Source organism: Micromonospora sp. WMMA1998 (assembly GCF_027497375.1).
GTDB classification, from domain to species: domain Bacteria; phylum Actinomycetota; class Actinomycetes; order Mycobacteriales; family Micromonosporaceae; genus Micromonospora; species Micromonospora sediminicola.
The window spans coordinates 5,631,794-5,648,516 of sequence record NZ_CP114911.1; the positions used below are offsets into that span (position 1 = coordinate 5,631,794).

Here is a 16,723-nt window from a genome sequence, read left to right on the forward strand (position 1 = left end):
GAAGGCTGTGTTCACCGCCCCCACCCGTCCGAGTCCGGAGGACTGTCCTATGCGCCTGCTCCGAGATCTCTGGACCACCGCACCCCGGCGGATGGCGGCCGTCCTGCTGCTGATCGTGCTGGGCGCCGGTGGTCAGGCCGCCGCCTCCGCGCTCGCCGGGCCGGTGCTGGTGCACCGCTCGTCCGGCTGGTTCGTCGCGCTCGCCGTGGCGCTGGTCGCCGCCGTCGTGACCGACCTGCTGATCGGGCTGATCATGGCCCGGCTCACCGCCGACTGGTCCGCCGACGTCCGCCGCCGGCTCTGCCGCGTCGCGCTCGGGCAGGACCTGCCGGCCCTGGAGACCACCCCGGTCGGCGAGCTGCTCGACCGGATCGACAACGACGTCTACCAGGTCGCCGCCGAGATGCGGAACACCGGCGTACGCCTGGCGCAGGGCCTCGCCGTCTGCGCGCTCGCCACGGCCAGCGCGCTGGTCGTCTGGTGGCCCGCCGGCGTCGGGATGGTGCTGCTGACCGCGCTGCTCGCGGCCACCCTGCGCCGCCCCACCGCCCGGATCGCCCCGGCCCGGATGGCCGAGGAGGAGGCGTGGTCCGACCTCGCCGCCGTGATGGAGGAGGCGGTGCACGGCCAGGACGACGTGCGCACCAGCCTCGCCCGCCCGTACGTGCTGCGCCTCTACGCCCGCCGGGCGGCCGAGGTGATCGCCCGGTGCGGCCGGGTCTTCCGGCTCTCCGCCCGGGTCACCGCGGTGGCCACCGGCGGGGTCCGGGTCGGCATCGCGGTGGTGGTGCTGGCCGGCGCGTGGGCGCTCGCCACCGGCCGGGTGGACGCCGCCCGGCTCACCGCCATCTGGCTGCTGGCGATCGCGTTCGGCGCGACCGTCGAGCACATCGCCCGCTGGGTGCCGCACCTGCAACAGGCGTTCGGCGCCTGGGGGCGGGTGCAACTGCTGGCCGGCGCGCCGCAGGAGCCGGTCGGCGGCGTCGCGCCGGCCGACGGCGACCTGACCGTCCGCGGGCTCACCTTCCGCTACCCGGCCGCCGGGGACGAGCGCGGCCCGGCGCTGCGCGACGTGCGGCTCGACTTCGCCCGCGGCCGCTCGTACGCGCTGGTCGGCCGCACCGGATCGGGCAAGTCGACGCTGGCCAAGGTGCTCACCCGGGCCGTGGAGGTGCCGCGCGGCATCGTCTTCCTGGGCGACACCGACCTGGTCGACCTGGACGTCGAGGAACTGCGCCGGTGGGTCGCCGTGGTGCCCCAGCGCACCGAGATCCTGGCCGGCACGCTCGCCGAGAACGTCGCCCTCTTCGACCCGGAGCTGCTCGGCGCCGCCGAGCGGGCGCTGGCCGAACTGGGCCTGGCCGGGTGGATCGCCGAGCTGCCCGACGGCGTGCACACCCGCCTCGGCGAGGGCGGCCACGTGCTCTCCGCCGGGCAGGAGCAACTGGTGGCGTTCGCCCGGATCCTGGTCCGGGACCCGCACGTGGTGATCCTCGACGAGGCCACCGCGCGGCTCGACCCGGTCACCGAGAACCGGGTGCGCCAGGCCACCGAGCGGCTGCTCACCGACCGCATCGGCATCGTCATCGCGCACCGGCTCTCCTCGGTGCGGCGCTGCGACGAGGTCGTGGTGATGGCCGACGGCGCGGTGCTGGAGGCCGGCCCGCTGCGCGAGTCCGACCGCTTCGCCGAACTGCTCGCCACCAGCCACGCCGGGGCGTACGCGGGCGCCGGCGCCCGCCGCGGCGGCGTGGACCTGCTCGACGCGCCCGACGAGTGGGTCGACGACGCGCCGGTCCTGCCGGCCGACGAGCCGCGCCGCGTCGCCGTGCCGCGCGCCGCGCCGCCGCCGGCGCCGCCCGCGCCGCCCGCCCGGACCATGCGGGAGATCCTCCGGCTGGGCGTCAACGACCGCCGGTACGGCCTGGTGTCGGTGGCCCTGTTCGTGGTGATGACGGTGCTCGGACTGGACGGCGCGGTGCTGCCCTGGCTCTGGGCCGACCTGGTCGCCGGCGGCGACCCGTGGCTGCCGGCGCTCGGCATCGCCGCCGCGCTGCTGCTGGTGCTGCCGCTGCCCTACCTGACCAACCTGTGGTTCCCGCAGTGGTGGATCCGCCAGATGCTGCGGATCAGCGCCCGGCTGGTGCACGGGCAGACCGGCGCGCGGCGGGTCAGCGGGCACACCCCGGCCGAGGTGGTGGCCCAGGGCGGCGACACCGACCGGGTGGTGCAGCTCGCCGACAACCTGATGGACCAGTTCATCTCGCTGGCCATCGTGCTCACCATGACGCTGGTCACCGGCAGTGTCGTACCGGCGCTGTTCTTCGTCGGCACGATGGTGGCCTCCGGCCTGGCGGCCACGCTGTTCGGGCCGAAGCTGGAACGCACCGCCGCCGGCACCGTCAAGGCGCGGGCCGCGTTCGCCACCGCGCTGGTCTCCGCGCTCTCCGCCGCCCGGACGGTGAAGTTGGCCGGCGCCACCCGTCCGGTGCTGCGCCACCTCGCCGGGCTGGACGCGGTGCGCAGCGAGCGGCAGCGGCGGGAGATCGCCATGCAGGTGTGGGCCCGGTCCACCCCGTCCGTCGCCAGTGGACTGCTGCCGATCGGGGCCTGGGCGCTCTACCTGGCCGGTGAGTTGTCCGCCGGCGCGACGCTGGTCGCCGTCTCCACCCTCGGCGCGGCCCGCTGGTTCGCCTGGACCACTGCCGCGCTGGTCTCCCAGTACCCGTCGGCCCGGGTGTGGACCCGGCGCACCGTGGCGATGACCGGGACGGCCACCTACTCCGCCCAGGTGCCCGGGCTCGACCTCGCCGCCGGCACCGCGCCGGCGCCCGAGCCGCCGCCCCGGCACCCGCTGCGGCGGCTGGAGCTGGCCGGCTTCGGCGCGCTGCACTCCGACGGCACGCTGGCCGTCCGCGACGTCGACCTGGTGGTCGAGCGCGGACAGCTGGTGCTGGTGGTCGGGCCGGTCGGCGCCGGCAAGTCGTCGCTGCTGCGCGCGCTCGCCGGCATCGTGCACCACGTCGGCGCGCTGCGCTGGAACGGCGAGCCGGTCACCGAGCCGGAGCTGTTCCTGCGCCCCAACCAGGTCGGCTACGTGGGGCAGTTGCCCCGGGTGCTCTCCGGCACCGTGGCCGAGAACATCGCGCTCGGCCACCAGGTGGACGCCGCCGGCGCGGTCTCCACCGCCCAGCTGGAACACGACCTGGCCGCCGCCGGGGGCGGGCTCGGCCTGCTCATCGGGCACAAGGGCACCCGGCTCTCCGGCGGGCAGCTCCAGCGGCTGGCGCTGGCCCGGGCGCTCGCCCCGCGTACCGAGCTGCTGGTCGCCGACGACGTGTCCTCGGCGCTGGACGTGACCACGGAGCTGGCGCTCTGGGCGGCGCTGCGTGAGCACGGGGTTACGGTGGTCGGCTCGACCGCCAAGCGGGCCGCGCTGGTCCGCGCGGACCACGTGGTGGTGCTGGTCGACGGCGTGGTCGTCGCCCAGGGCGCCTGGTCGGACCTGGAGGCCCGCTGGTCCCACCTGGCCGGCTGACCACCGTCCGCCCCGCCCGTCGCGGCGGGGCGGACGGGTGGCGTCAGAAGGCCCGGACGTACTGGTCGGGCCAGGACGGGGTGGCGCCGAGCTTGGCGGCGGCGCGGCGCGGCCAGTACGGGTCGCGGAGCAGTTCCCGGCCCAGCAGCACCAGGTCCGCCTCACCGCCGGCGACGATCTGCTCGGCCTGCTCGGGCTCCACGATCAGGCCCACCGCGCCGGTGGGCACGCCGGCCTCGCGGCGGATCCGGGCGGCCAGCGGCACCTGGTAGCCGGGGCCGACCGGGACGGAGGCCCGGGCCGCCGCGCCACCGGAGGAGGTGTCGACCAGGTCCACGCCGGCCGCCGCCAACTCGCCGGCGAGCACCACGCTGTCCTCGATCGTCCAGCCGCCGGCGGTCCAGTCGGTGGCGGAGATGCGGGTCAGCACCGGCACGGCCTCGCCGACCGCGGCGCGGACCGCGCGGGCCACCTCCAGGGTGAACCGCATCCGGCCGGCCCGGTCGCCGCCGTAGCCGTCGGCTCGGCGGTTGGTCAGCGGGGAGAGGAACTCGTGCAGCAGGTAGCCGTGCGCCGCGTGGATCTCCACCGCGGCGAAGCCGGCGTCCAGCGCCCGCCGGGCGGCGGTGGCGAAGGCGGTCACCACGGCGGCGATGCCGGCCTCGTCCAGCGCGGCGGGCGTGCGGTAGTCGGGGACGAACGGGTCGCCGCCCGGGCCGACCGGCGTCCAGCCGCCGTCGGCGTCCGGCACGCCGCCCTGGCGCGGCGCCCACGGCCGGTACGTCGAGGCCTTGAACCCGGCGTGCGCGAGCTGCACCGCCGGCACCGCGCCCCGGCCGGCGACGAACGCGGTGACCGGCCGCCACGCGTCGACGTGCGCGTCGGACCAGAGCCCGACGTCCTGCGGGGTGATCCGCCCCTCGGGGACCACGGCGGTCGCCTCGCTGAGCACCAGCCCGGCGCCGCCGACGGCCCGGGAGCCGAGGTGGACGCGGTGCCAGTCGGTGGGCAGGCCGTCCGGGCCGGCGCTGTACTGGCACATCGGCGCCATCGCGATCCGGTTGGGCAGCGTGACGCCGCGCAGGGCGAGCGGCGTGAACAGGGCGCTCATGCGGTTCTCCTCGGGTCGTGGAACCGGGTGCGTCCCTCGTCGCCGCGGCGACCAGGAACGCACCCGGATCAGGATGCTCAGGCGGGTACGGGAACGAGGCGCTCGGCCGGCTCGACCGGCTCGACCAGGTCCCGCTTGCCGGCGGAGTCGTACGCGGCCCGGTCGAGCGTGCCCTCGCGGGCGGCCACGATGGTCGGCACCACGGCCTGCCCGGCCACGTTGGTGGCGGTCCGCATCATGTCCAGGATCGGGTCGATGGCCAGCAGCAGGCCGGCGCCGGCCAGCGGCAGGCCCAGCGTGCTCAGGGTCAGCGTGAGCATGACGATCGCGCCGGTCAGGCCGGCGGTGGCGGCCGAGCCGACCACCGAGACGAACGCGATCAGCAGGTAGTCGGTGACACCGAGGTCGACGCCGAACACCTGCGCCACGAAGATCGCGGCCAGCGCCGGGTAGATGGCGGCGCAGCCGTCCATCTTCGTGGTGGCGCCGAACGGCACGGCGAAGGAGGCGTACTCGCGGGGGACGCCGAGGCGCTCCACCGAGCGCTGGGTCACCGGCATGGTGCCCACCGAGGAGCGGGACACGAAGGCGAGCTGGATGGCGGGCCAGGCGCCGGCGAAGAAGCGCACCGGGTTGAGCCGGCCGGCGCCGGCGAGCAGCGCCGGGTAGACCACGAACAGCACCAGGGCGCAGCCGACGTAGACGGCGGTGGTGAACTTCGCGAGCGGGGCCAGCAGGTCCCAGCCGTACGAGGCGACGGCGTTGCCGATCAGGCCGAGGGTGCCGAGCGGGGCGAGCCGGATGACCCACCAGAGCGCCTTCTGCACGATGGTGAGCACCGCCCGGTTGAGCGACACGAACGGTTCGGCGGCATCCCCGACGAGCAGCGCGGCCGCGCCCACGACCAGGGCGAGGAAGACGATCTGCAGGACGTTGCCCTCGACGAACGCGCCGACCGGGTTGGTCGGCACGATGCCGGTGAGGAAGTCGATCCAGGAGCCGGTGGTCTTCGGCGCGGTGGCGCCGGCCGGGTCCAGGTTGACGCCCCGACCGGGGTTGGTGAGCAGGCCGAGGCCGATGCCGAGGCTCACCGCGATCAGCGCGGTGATGCCGAACCAGAGCAGCGTCTTGACGGCCAGCCGGGCGGCGTTGGCCACGCCGCGCAGGCTGACCACGCTGACCACGATGGCGGTGAAGACCAGCGGCGGCACGGCCAGCTTGAGGAGCTGGACGAAGAGGCCGCCGACGGTGTCGAGGGTGCTGGTCAGCCAGGCGAGGTCGTTGGCGCGGGCGAGGAAGCCGAGCGCCACGCCGAGGACGAGGCCGAGCAGGATCTGCACGGAGAAGGGAATTTTGCGCAGGGCGGAAGCCATGAGGATGCGTCCAAGGAGTCTGGGCGGGAAGGGGGCGTCGCGGGAGCGGAGCTACGCCGGACAGACGCCGCTGGCCTGCCGTCGGAGGTCGACGTACAGGCGCTCGGTGAGGCACCAGACATTGGTCATCGCCGGCCGACGCTACTCCCGTCGCGCCGTGGATGGAAGGACCGCTTCCCGTGAGGCCCCTTACACCCGCAGAGGAGGGCGGTGCCCAGACCCCACGCCGCGACCACCCCCAGCAGCACCCGCTCCAGCACCCCCACCAGCGCGCCCCGCCCGACCAGGAGCATGGCCAGCCCGACCGCGCCGGACAGCGGCAGCGCCAGCGCCGCGCCGAGCGCCGCGACCCGCCGCAACGCCGTACCGGCCGCGGGGGAGAGCAGCACCGCCAGCATGGCGAAGACCACCGCGGCGGTCGCCGCGATGCTGGCCCCGCCGTGCACCAGGTCGGCCACCGTGGCGGCCTCGAACGGCGGCAGCGGGCAGCCGGTGCTGCACGTGACCGCGCCGGAGAGCACCGTGGCGACGGCGCCGGTCCCGAGCAGCCCGGGCGCCGCGCGCACCGCCGGCGGCAGCGCCGCGGCGAGCAGCAGCAGCGCCGCGGCCAGGGCGAAGACCCCGATCCGGTACGTCCCGGCGTACCCGCTGTCGGTGACGCCGGCCTCGCTGACGTACCCGGTCAGGCCCGGACCGGGACCTGCTACCAGCGCGACCGTGACCGCGACCACGCCGGCCACCAGGCAGGCGGCGGCGGACCCGGCGGCGACCCGGCGCGAGGTGCGGTCAGCCACGCCCGTGCGGCGTGGTCCAGCCGGACAGGTCCGGACCGAGCGGCACGATCCGGGTCGGGTTGATCATGTCGTGGGTGGCGTAGTAGTGCCGCTTGATGTGGTCGAAGTCCACCGTCTCGCCGAAGCCGGGGGTCTGGAACAGGTCCCGGGCGTAGGCCCAGAGCACCGGCATCTCGGTCAGCTTGTGCCGGTTGCACTTGAAGTGCCCGTGGTAGGCCACGTCGAAGCGGACCAGCGTGGTGAACAGCCGGACGTCCGCCTCGGTGATCGCGTCCCCCATCAGGTAGCGCCGCCCGGCCAGCCGCTCGCCCAACGCGTCCAGCCGGGCGAACAGCGCCGTGAACGCCTCGTCGTACGCCTCCTGCGAGGTGGCGAAGCCGCACCGGTAGACGCCGTTGTTGACGTCCCGGTGGATCTCCGCCATCAGCACGTCCATCTCCGGGCGCAGCTCGACCGGGTAGAGGTCCGGCGCGTCCGGGGCGTGGAACCGTCGCCACTCGGTGGAGAGGTCGAGCGTGAGCTGCGGGTAGTCGTTGGTGACGATCCGCCCGGTGAGCGTGTCGACCAGCGCCGGCACGGTCACCCGGCCGGTGTAGTCGGGATCGGTGGCGAGGTAGGCGTCGGAGAGGAAACCGATGCCCAGCACCGGGTCGAAGCCGTCCGGGTCGAGGGCGAACCGCCACCCGCGCTCGTCCCGGATCGGGTCCACGGTGCCCAGCGAGATCACCTCGTCCAGGCCGAGCAGGCTGCGCACGATCCGGGCCCGGTGCGCCCACGGGCAGGCCCGGCACCAGACCAGCCGGTACCGGCCGGCCTCCAGCGGCCACCGCCCCTGCTCGTCCGGCCCGCCGCCCTCCGGCGAGGTGGAGTGCGGGGTGACCCGCCCGGTGAACCGGTTGGGTTGGCGGACGAACGCGCCGCCGCCGCTGGTCTCTGCGCTGAACTGGGCCCCGGCCATGCCGCCAACCTATCCGCTCCGGGCGCGGATATCCTGGCGCCGGGTGCCCCCGTGACCCGGCGGGCGACCCGCCGACCGACCCCCTTCCCACCCCCGAAGGACGTGCGCGCGATGACCGTGGCCTACCTCGTTGCCGGAGTTCGCACCCCGATCGGCCGGTACGCCGGCGCCCTCGCCGGGGTCCGCCCCGACGACCTGGCCGCGCACGTCGTCCGCGAGCTGGTGACGCGCCACCCGTCCGTCGACTGGGCCCGCACCGACGACGTGATCCTCGGCTGCGCCAACCAGGCCGGCGAGGACAACCGCAACGTGGCGCGGATGGCCGCGCTGCTCGCCGGCCTGCCGCAGGAGGTGCCGGGCAGCACCGTGAACCGGCTCTGCGGGTCCGGCCTGGACGCGCTCGCCACCGCCGCCCGGGCGATCGTGGCCGGCGAGGCCGACCTGCTGGTGGCCGGCGGCGTGGAGAGCATGAGCCGCGCGCCGTTCGTGCTGCCGAAGGCGGCCACCCCGTTCGCCCGCACCGCCGAGGTCTACGACACCACCATCGGCTGGCGGCTGGTGAACCCGCTGATGGAGCGCGGGTGGGGCATCGACTCGATGCCGGAGACGGCGGAGAACGTGGCCGCCGAGTACGGCGTCGACCGGGCGGCGCAGGACGCGTTCGCGTACCGCTCGCAGCAGCGGGCCGCGAAGGCGCAGGCCGACGGCCGGCTGGCCGACGAGATCGTGCCGGTCACCGTGCCGGCCGGCAGGCGGGAGACGAAGCTGGTCGAGGTCGACGAGCACCCGCGGGAGACGACACTTGCGAAGCTGGCCGCGCTGCCCACCCCGTTCCGGTCCGGCGGGACGGTGACCGCCGGCAACTCCTCCGGCGTCAACGACGGCGCGGTCGCGCTGCTGGTCGCCTCCGCGGCCGCCGTCGACCGCTACGGCCTCACCCCGCTGGCCCGGGTACGCGGCGCGGCGGCGGCCGGCGTACCGCCGCGGATCATGGGGATCGGTCCGGTCCCGGCCACCCGGAAGCTGCTCGACCGTCACAGCGTCGACCTGGCCGACGTCGACGTGGTGGAGCTGAACGAGGCGTTCGCCGCGCAGTCCGTGGCCGTGCTGCGGGAGCTGGGCCTGCCCGAGGACGCCGAGCACGTCAACCCGAACGGCGGCGCGATCGCGCTGGGCCACCCGCTGGGCGCCAGCGGCGCCCGGCTGGCGTTGACCGCCGCGCTGGAGCTGCGGCGGCGGGGCGGCCGGCGGGCGTTGGCGACCATGTGCGTCGGCGTCGGGCAGGGCATCTCGATGCTGCTGGAGTCGGCCGACTGAGCCCGGCCGGCGGCATCGCCCCCGGTGGATCTCCCGTTGCTGGTCGTCCGCGCCTAGAGTGGGCTGGACCACATGATCCGCCTCGTGGCGGCGAACGACCTGGGGGACCGAGCGATGCAGACGCCGGACGGACTTCCCGCCGAGATCGACCTGACCCGGCCGAGCGCCGCCCGGGTCTACGACTACTTCCTCGGCGGCGCGCACAACTTCGAGATCGACCGGCAGCTCGCCGAGCAGATCGCCGCCATGACGCCGAACCTGGCGGCCACCATGCGTTCCGGGCGGGAGTTCCTGCGCCGGGCCGTCCGGGTGCTGCTCGACGCCGGCATCGACCAGTTCCTCGACATCGGTTCCGGCATTCCCACCGTGGGCAACGTGCACGAGGTGGCCCAGGCGGCCGACGCGCAGGCCCGCATCGTCTACGTGGACATCGACCCGGTCGCGGTGGCGCACAGCCACGAGCTGCTGGCCGGCAACGACCGGGCCACCGCGATCCTGGCCGACCTGCGGGAGCCGAAGCTGATCCTGGACCAAGCCCGGGCCAGCGGCCTGATCGACTTCGACCGGCCGCTGGGCATCCTGCTCGCCGGCGTGGTGCACTTCATCCCCGACGCGGACCGCCCGGCCGACATCCTGGCCACCCTGCGGGCGGCCGCCGCGCCGGGCAGCTTCCTGGTCGTGTCGCACTCCACGTTCGAGGACCAGCCGCAGGAGATGCTCGACGCGCAGCGGCTGTCGGCGCGTACCGCCACCGAGATCACGCTCCGCTCGCGGGCCGAGATCACCGGTTTCTTCGGCGACTGGACGATCCTCGAACCGGGCGTGGTGCACATGCCGCTGTGGCGGCCCGACTCGCCGTCCGACGTGGACGAGCACCCGGAACGTTTCGGGGCGTTCGGCGGCGTGGCCCGGCACGACCGCACCGACGGCTGAACCCGTGGGCGCCCCGGAGACCGACGGGGGAGACGTCAGCAGGCCCGGCGCCGCCGCGTACGCCGCCGAGTGGGCTCGCGCGGTGCGCCGCATCGGGTTCGTGCCGCTGAGCGCGGTCGAGACCGAGCGTCTGCTGGTGCCGCTCACCGAGCGGCTGGGCCGGGCGTTGCTCGCCCCGACCTTCTCCGCCCGACCGGCGGAGGAGGTCGGGCGTGCCCTGGTCGAGGCGCACCTCACCGAGCCCGGCGTGCTCGACTGGTCGGTGCAGGCCCTCGGCGACCGGTTCCTGCCCTGGGTGCTGCCGGCCCGGGAGGAGTCACCCGAGCTGCGGGAACGGGTCGCGCTGTTGCAGGGCGCGCTCGCCGCCGGGTTCGCCCGGGCCCTGCGCGACCGGGTGTTCAGCCAGCAGGAGCGGATCGCCCGTTCCGCCTGGCAGGCCCGGGACACCGTGGAGCAGGCGCTGCGGGACAGCGAGGCACGCTTCCGGGCGGTCTTCACCGGCGCGGCCATCGGCATCGGCATCGCCGGCGTCGGCGGGCAGATCATCGAGGTGAACCAGTCCTTCGCGGACATGCTCGGCTACACCGTCGGCGAATTGCGGCGGATGAACGTGGCCGCGTTGTTCCACGCCGACGACGCGGCCGGCATGTGGGAGGTCTACCAGGAGCTGATCGAGGGCAAGCGGGACAGCGCCCGGGTGGAGAAGCGCTACTACCGCAAGGACGGCAGCGTGGTCTGGACCGACCTGGCCGTCTCGCTCATCCGCTACGACGACGGCCGTCCCCGCTTCACCGTCGCCATGATCGAGGACATCACCCAGCGGTACGAGCTGCAGCAACGACTGCGCTTCCAGGCGTTGCACGACCCGCTGACCGGGCTGCCCAACCGGACGCTGTTCTTCGAGACGTTGGGCGACGTCTTCGACGCGGCCGGGCCGGAGCAGCGCGTCGGGCTCTGCTTCATCGACCTGGACGGCTTCAAGGCGGTCAACGACAGCCTCGGCCACGACCTGGGCGACCGGCTGCTCAAGGTGATCGCCCGGCGGCTGAGCGACTGCGTGGCCGGTCGGGGGCACCTGGTGGCCCGGATGGGCGGGGACGAGTTCGTCATCCTGGTCGACTCCGACGGCGGCATCGACGACGCGGTGGAGGTGGCCGAGCTGGCCCTGGCCGCGGTCTCCGCGCCGGTGCACGTGGGCGACCAGCAGCTCGCCGTCTCGGCCAGCATCGGCATCGTGGAGTGCCTGGCGGCGGAGACCAGCGTCGCGGAGCTGATGAAGGCCGCGGACACCACGCTCTACTGGGCCAAGGCCGAGGGGCGGGGCCGCTGGGCGGTGTACGACCCGGAGCGCAGCGCCGCCGACATCGCCCGCTCCTCGCTGGCGTCGAACCTGCCGGCCGCGCTGGACCGGGGCGAGTTCGTCCTGCACTACCAGCCGATCGTGTCCCTGCTGGACGGCACGATGGTGGCGGTCGAGGCGCTGGTCCGCTGGCAGCACCCGGAGCTGGGGCTGCTCGGGCCGGACCGGTTCATCGGCCTGGCCGAGGAGACCGGCCTGATCGTCCGGCTCGGCGCCTGGGTGCTGCGCCAGGCATGCCGGGACGCGGAGAGCTGGCGGCGCGCGTTCCCGTCGACCACGCCGGTGGTGAGCGTCAACCTGGCCGCCCGGCAGGCCGACGACCCGGCCATCGTGGAGACCGTGGCCGAGGCGTTGCAGCACACCGGGCTGCCCGCCGCGCTGCTCCAACTGGAGCTGACCGAGAGCGCGGTGATGGGCAGCGCGGGCGAGCCGTTGCGTGCCCTGCACCAGCTCGCCGACCTCGGGCTGCGGCTGGCCATCGACGACTTCGGCACCGGCTACTCGAACCTGGCGTACCTGCGCCGGCTGCCGATCCACTGCGTCAAGCTGGCCGGCCCGTTCGTCGAGGGGATCCGGGGCGACGGCGCGGACGCGGTCGCCGACCACCGGGACGAGCGGATCGTCGACGCGCTGGTCCGGCTGGCCCACGCGCTGGAGCTGTCGGTGACGGCCGAGGCGGTGGAGACCGAGGTGCAGGCCGAACGGTTGCGGGCGCTGCGCTGCGACACCGGGCAGGGCCGCCTGTTCGGCGCCCCCATGCCCGCCGACGGCATCCGCGCCCGCCTGGAGGGGTAAGGAAGGGCCCCCTGTTAACGCCTCCGGTAGAGGCGGGGCCCCCGCTTAACACCTCGATCAGGCAGCGTCTGTGCAGAGAAGAGAGAGAACCCGTGAGTCTGAGCGATTCGCAGGCAGTGGTGTCGGTGGTGGCCGCGCTGGCGATCCTGGCCGGCCTGGCCGGGGTGGTGGTGCCGGGGCTGCCGGCGCTGCCGCTGTGCTGGGGCGGCGTGCTGGTCTGGGCGATCTTCGCCGACGCCGGCCCGGGCCGCTGGGCGGTGCTCGCCGCCGCCACCGTGGTCGCCGCCGGCGGCACCGTGGTCAAGTACCTCTGGCCGGGGCGGAACCTCAAGCGCACCGGCGTACCCACGTCGTCGCTGCTGGCCGGCGGACTGCTCGGCCTGGTCGGGTTCTTCGTGATCCCGGTGGTCGGTCTGCCGATCGGCTTCGTCGGTGGCATCTGGGGCGCGGAGCGGCTGCGGCTGGGCAGCAACCAGCTGGCCTGGCCGGCGACGGTGCAGGCGCTCAAGGCGGCCGGGCTGTCCATGCTCGTCGAGTTCTTCGCCGGCCTGGTGATCGCCGCGCTCTGGGTGGCGGGCCTGCTGTTCGCCTGACCGGCGGTTCCCCGTCGCGGGGGAGCGCCCTGGCTCGCCGGCGGGAGGCCGTCGGCCGGGCGGATTCCTAGCGTCGGTGGCATGGTTCTCCTCCGCCCTGCCGCCGGCGCGCGAACGGCCCGGGCCCGGGCGCTGCTGCTCCTGTCGCGTCCGTGGTTCTGGCCGCTCGGCTGGGCCGCCGCGTACGCCGGCTCGGTGCTCGCCACCCACCGCTGGCTGCCGCCGGCGGCGACGCTGCCGAGGTCGCTGGCCGCCCTGGTGGTGCTCGGGCCGTTGCTCTGGACCGCCGTGCTCGCCGTCAACGACCGGTACGACCTGCCCAGCGACCGGCGGAACCCGCGCAAGGCCGGCGCTCCGCTGGTCACCGGCCTGCTCACCGCGGCCGATCTGATGCGCTGGCACCACGGTGCCGCGCTCGCGGCGCTCGTACTCGCCGCCACGGCGGTCGGACCGGCCTTCGCCCTCGGCACGGCGGTCGTGCTGCTGCTCGGGTGGCTCTACAGCGCGCCGCCGGTGCGACTGAAGACCCGGCCGGGCCTGGACGTCGCCGCCAACGCCCTCGCCGTCGGGGTCCTCGCGCCACTGGCCGGCTGGTCCCTGCACCGGCCGGTCACCGGCTACCCGCTCCTCGTGGCGCTGCTGGGCCTGTTCCTGGTCGCCGCGCTCTACCCGCCGACGACCGTGCTGGACGTCGCCGCCGACCGCGTCGCCGGGGACGTCACGGCGGCGGTGCGCTGGGGTGCCCGGGCGTGCCGGCGGGCCGGCCTGGTCCTCTGGTCGGCGGCGACCGTGGTGTGGCTCGCGGTCTGCCACCTCGACCTGCTGGTCCGGCGGGAGTCGTGGCTCCTTCAGGACCTGTGGGCGCCGGTGCTGGTCGCCGGCTACGCCGTCGCCGTCCGGCGGCCCACCATCGCCCGGCTGGCCGGGGTCTGCCTGCTCTTCGCGGTGCCGGCCGCCGACTTCCTGACCGCCTGGATCGCCGTCGGCCGGACGTGAGAGTGCGGCGGCGCGGGGCGTCCGGGGGTACGGCGGATCGCCGTACATCAGTGAGAGAGAGGTGGACGCCGCGCGCCGCCGCGGACCGGGCGTTGCCGAGCGCCCGGCGCCGGCCCGTCGGGTCGGGCCTGGTCACGGCTTCAAGCATGCCCCGCACGGGAAGCGGGGACAACGCAATTACCCGGGACACGTATTGACCACCTTGATCGGCGGGAGCAGACTGCGAGCACTCGTACGGGGACTTCGCCTCGAGGAGGTGTGCAGTGGCCACGACGCCCGCGCCGACCGCCGAGCAACCGATGGACGACGACGCCCGACGACTCGCCGAACTCGGCTACAAGCAGGAGTTGCGTCGCAAGTGGAGCGGCTTCTCCAACTTCGCCATCTCGTTCTCCATCATCTCGATCCTGGCCGGCTGCTTCACCACGTTCGGCCAGGCGTGGAACAACGGCGGCCCGGTCGCGGTCTCCTGGGGCTGGCCGCTGATCTCGCTGTTCATCCTGATCATCGGGTTCTGCCTGGCCGAGCTGGTCTCGGCGTACCCCACCGCGGGCGGGATCTACTGGTGGGCGGCGACCATGGGCCGGCCGGTGCACGGCTGGTTCACGGGCTGGCTCAACCTGATCGGGCTGGTCGCGGTGACCGCCTCGGTCGACTACGGCTGCGCCACGTTCCTCAACCTGACGCTCTCGGCGCTGTTCGACGGCTGGGCCGGCACCGGCCACCAGACGTTCGGGCTGTTCGTGGTGATCCTGGCCCTGCACGGGCTGATCAACATCTACGGGCACCACGTCATCGACGTACTCCAGAACGTCTCGGTCTGGTGGCACGTGGCCGGCGCGGCCGCGGTGGTGCTGATCCTGGTCCTGGTCCCGGACGACCACCAGAGCTTCCGCTTCGTGTTCACCGAGCGGTTCAACAACTCCGGCTTCGGCGACGGGGACACCGGCGGGCTGGCGTTCTGGTTCTACATCCTGCCGCTGGGCTTCCTGCTCACGCAGTACACGATCACCGGCTTCGACGCCTGCGCCCACGTCTCCGAGGAGACGCGCGGCGCGTCCAAGGCGGCCGCGCAGGGGCTCTGGCGGTCGATCTTCTATTCCGCGGTCGGCGGCTGGATCCTGCTGCTGGCGTTCCTGTTCGCGGCCACCGACGTGGACGCGATCAACGAAGCGGGCGGCTTCTCCGGGGCGATCTTCGAGACCGCGCTGACGCCGTTCTTCTTCAAGGCCGTCATCATCATCTCCACCATCGGGCAGTTCTTCTGCGGGATGAGCTGCGTGACCTCGATGTCGCGGATGGCGTACGCGTTCAGCCGGGACCGGGCGGTGCCGGGCTGGCGGCTGTGGTCGAGGGTGAACCGCAACGGCACGCCGGTGAACGCCATCATCGGCGCCACGCTGGCCGGGCTGGTGCTCACGTTGCCCGCGCTCTACCAGCGCGGCGGCATACCGGTCGCGTTCTACGCGGTGGTGTCGGTGGCGGTGATCGGGCTCTACCTGTCCTTCATCATCCCGATCTTCCTGCGCCTGCGGATGGGGGACCGGTTCACCCCGGGGCCGTGGACGCTCGGCCGGCGCTACCGGCTGCTCGGCTGGATCGCGGTGGTGGAGATCGCGATCATCTCGGTCTACTTCGTGCTGCCGATCGTCCCGGCCGGCGTGCCGGGCCACCCCGACTTCTCCTGGACCGCGGTGAACTACGCCCCGCTGGCGATCGGTGGCGTGCTGCTCGGCGTCGCGATCTGGTGGTACGCCTCGGCCCGCAAGTGGTTCACCGGCCCCCGTCGTACGGTCGAGGAGCAGGCTCCCACCCCGCCGGCCTGACCCCGTCGCGCGCGGGTCGTGCGGCGGCGGTCGGTGGACGGGACCGCCGGGCCGACAGGTTGCCTTCGAGTGCGCTCGAACTCGTAACGTCGGCTTCGACGACCGGAACCGGAGGCGGCCCGCACCGACCGGGGCGTGAACCTGAGGAGAGACGGATGACCACCGACACCATCCCCACCCGGCAGCTCTGGACCGACGGGCCCACCGTCGGCGCCGTCGGACTCGGCTGCATGGGTATGACCTGGGCCTACGGTGACGACCCCGGGGCGGAGGACCCGGACCAGGTCATCGGCCACGCTCTCGACCTCGGGGTCACCTTCCTGGACACCGCCGACATGTACGGCCCCTTCACCAACGAGGAGGTCGTCGGCAGGGCCGTCGCCGGCCGGCGCGACGAGGTCGTCCTCGCCACCAAGGGCGGCAACGTCGTCACCGACACCGAGGGGGACAACTTCCCCATCGTGCAGGACGGCCGGCCCGAACACCTGCGGCAGGCCATCGACGCGTCCCTGCGCCGGCTCGGAGTCGACCACGTCGACCTGTACTACCTGCACCGGCCCGACCCGAACGTCCCCGTCGAGGACAGCATCGGCGCCATGGCCGAGATGGTCGCCGCCGGCAAGGCCCGTGCCCTCGGGGTCTCCGAGTTCACCGTCGACCAGCTCGACCGCGCCCACGCCGTACACCCGATCAGCGCCGTCCAGTCGGAACTGTCCCTGTGGACCCGCGACCACCTCACCACCAGCCTCGACTGGTGCGTCCGCCACGGTGCCGCGTTCGTGCCGTTCTCCCCGCTCGGCCGCGGATTCCTCACCGGCCGGTACCGGGACACCGTCTTCGCCGCCGACGACTTCCGCGGCCGCCTGCCCCGTTTCCACCAGGACAACCGCGCCGCCAACCTCGCCCTCGTCGACCGGGTCGAAGCCATCGCCGCCCGGCACCACGCCACCGCCGGACAGGTGGCCCTCGCCTGGACCCTGGCCCAGGGCGACCACGTCGTGCCGATCCCCGGCACCCGTCGCCGCACCCGGCTCGACGAGAACGCCGCCGCCGCCCGGCTCCGGCTCACCGACACCGACCTGGCGGAACTCGACGCTCTGCCGGCACCCGCCGGCACCCGCTACTGACC

12 protein-coding genes are annotated in these 16,723 nt (G+C 74.2%); 8 read left to right on the forward strand and 4 right to left on the reverse strand.

Annotated elements, in window-relative coordinates:
* Positions 1-49: 49 nt before the first annotated feature.
* Positions 50-3,538 (forward strand): ABC transporter ATP-binding protein, encoded by a 3,489-nt coding sequence (locus O7600_RS26240; protein ID WP_281591097.1) that lies wholly within the window; start codon positions 50-52, stop codon positions 3,536-3,538.
* Between the two features lie 43 nt (positions 3,539-3,581).
* Here the strand turns inward: O7600_RS26240 and O7600_RS26245 are convergent, their stop codons facing one another.
* The 4 genes from O7600_RS26245 to O7600_RS26260 form a co-directional block, all read right to left on the reverse strand.
* A complete protein-coding gene (locus tag O7600_RS26245) occupies positions 3,582-4,649 on the reverse strand; it encodes an NADH:flavin oxidoreductase/NADH oxidase (protein ID WP_281591098.1) in 1,068 nt (355 codons plus the stop codon).
* 77 nt (positions 4,650-4,726) lie between these two features.
* Positions 4,727-6,010 (reverse strand): dicarboxylate/amino acid:cation symporter, encoded by a 1,284-nt coding sequence (locus O7600_RS26250; protein ID WP_281594272.1) that lies wholly within the window; start codon positions 6,008-6,010, stop codon positions 4,727-4,729.
* Positions 6,011-6,147: 137 nt separating this feature from the next.
* Entirely contained in the window at positions 6,148-6,816 is a 669-nt protein-coding gene (locus O7600_RS26255) for a DUF998 domain-containing protein (protein WP_281591099.1), read from the reverse strand.
* Positions 6,809-7,774, reverse strand: coding sequence for a glutathione S-transferase C-terminal domain-containing protein (locus O7600_RS26260; protein ID WP_281591100.1), 966 nt, complete (start codon positions 7,772-7,774; stop codon positions 6,809-6,811). The genes O7600_RS26255 and O7600_RS26260 overlap by 8 nt, the downstream gene beginning before the upstream one ends.
* Positions 7,775-7,885: 111 nt before the next feature.
* Here O7600_RS26260 and pcaF point away from each other — a divergent pair, with 111 nt between their 5' ends.
* From pcaF to O7600_RS26295, 7 genes are all read left to right on the forward strand, one after another.
* A complete protein-coding gene (gene pcaF / locus O7600_RS26265; RefSeq protein WP_281591101.1) occupies positions 7,886-9,091 on the forward strand; it encodes a 3-oxoadipyl-CoA thiolase in 1,206 nt (401 codons plus the stop codon).
* Positions 9,092-9,205: 114 nt separating this feature from the next.
* Positions 9,206-10,024 carry an SAM-dependent methyltransferase gene (locus O7600_RS26270; protein ID WP_281594273.1) on the forward strand — a complete coding sequence of 273 codons (819 nt, stop codon included), beginning with the start codon at positions 9,206-9,208 and terminating at the stop codon, positions 10,022-10,024.
* Positions 10,025-10,028: 4 nt separating this feature from the next.
* A complete protein-coding gene (locus O7600_RS26275) occupies positions 10,029-12,179 on the forward strand; it encodes an EAL domain-containing protein (protein ID WP_281591102.1) in 2,151 nt (716 codons plus the stop codon).
* 92 nt (positions 12,180-12,271) lie between these two features.
* On the forward strand, positions 12,272-12,772 hold the full coding sequence (locus tag O7600_RS26280; RefSeq protein WP_281591103.1) for a DUF456 domain-containing protein: 501 nt from the start codon (positions 12,272-12,274) through the stop codon (positions 12,770-12,772).
* An 81-nt stretch (positions 12,773-12,853) separates the two neighbouring features.
* Entirely contained in the window at positions 12,854-13,768 is a 915-nt protein-coding gene (locus O7600_RS26285; protein WP_281591104.1) for a UbiA family prenyltransferase, read from the forward strand.
* 263 nt (positions 13,769-14,031) lie between these two features.
* Positions 14,032-15,594 carry an amino acid permease gene (locus O7600_RS26290; protein ID WP_281591105.1) on the forward strand — a complete coding sequence of 521 codons (1,563 nt, stop codon included), beginning with the start codon at positions 14,032-14,034 and terminating at the stop codon, positions 15,592-15,594.
* Positions 15,595-15,749: 155 nt separating this feature from the next.
* Complete coding sequence (locus O7600_RS26295; protein ID WP_281591106.1) at positions 15,750-16,721, forward strand: aldo/keto reductase; 972 nt, start codon at positions 15,750-15,752, stop codon at positions 16,719-16,721.
* The last annotated feature ends 2 nt before the right edge of the window (positions 16,722-16,723 follow it).